Annotated in this window: 2 tRNA genes and 1 rRNA gene; all 3 read right to left on the bottom strand. The window is 46.8% G+C overall.

The window, feature by feature from the left end:
- Window positions 1-193: 193 nt before the first annotated feature.
- Window positions 194-269 (bottom strand) — tRNA-Ala (locus J9892_RS20585).
- Between the two features lie 10 nt (window positions 270-279).
- Window positions 280-356: transfer RNA gene (locus J9892_RS20580), tRNA-Ile, on the bottom strand.
- Between the two features lie 72 nt (window positions 357-428).
- Window positions 429-524 (bottom strand): 16S ribosomal RNA (locus J9892_RS20575); the annotation flags it as partial.

Below are 524 nucleotides of genomic sequence, written 5' to 3'. Positions count from 1 at the left end.
TGTACAACAAGGACCAAATAAAATTTGGTTTTCGCCAAGAAGTTTCCAAAGCACTTGTAACAAATGTTTGAGAACTACTTTTTAAATCAGCTTTCCAGATTGTTAAAGAGCAAACTTCGTAAAGAAGTCAAAGGCATACATTGAACAACATGTTCAACTCATGGCTTTGTCTTCTGACAAATACAGTACGATATGGTGGAGCTATGCGGGATCGAACCGCAGACCTCCTGCGTGCAAAGCAGGCGCTCTCCCAGCTGAGCTATAGCCCCGTAATCGAAGTGGTGGGTCTGAGTGGACTCGAACCACCGACCTCACCCTTATCAGGGGTGCGCTCTAACCACCTGAGCTACAGACCCACTTCGTGTACTGTCTCTAAACTTGAATCAAGGCAATCTGTGTGAACACTCAACAACTTCGTCATCTTAAGGTAAGGAGGTGATCCAACCCCAGGTTCCCCTAGGGTTACCTTGTTACGACTTCACCCCAGTCATGAATCACACCGTGGTAAACGCCCTCCCGAAGGT

The sequence above is a fragment of the Aeromonas sp. Prich7-2 genome (assembly GCF_017939255.1).
Lineage (GTDB): Bacteria > Pseudomonadota > Gammaproteobacteria > Enterobacterales > Aeromonadaceae > Aeromonas > Aeromonas caviae.
Note: the sequence above shows the minus strand (reverse complement) of the source record. Positions and strands in the feature narration are given on the sequence as shown.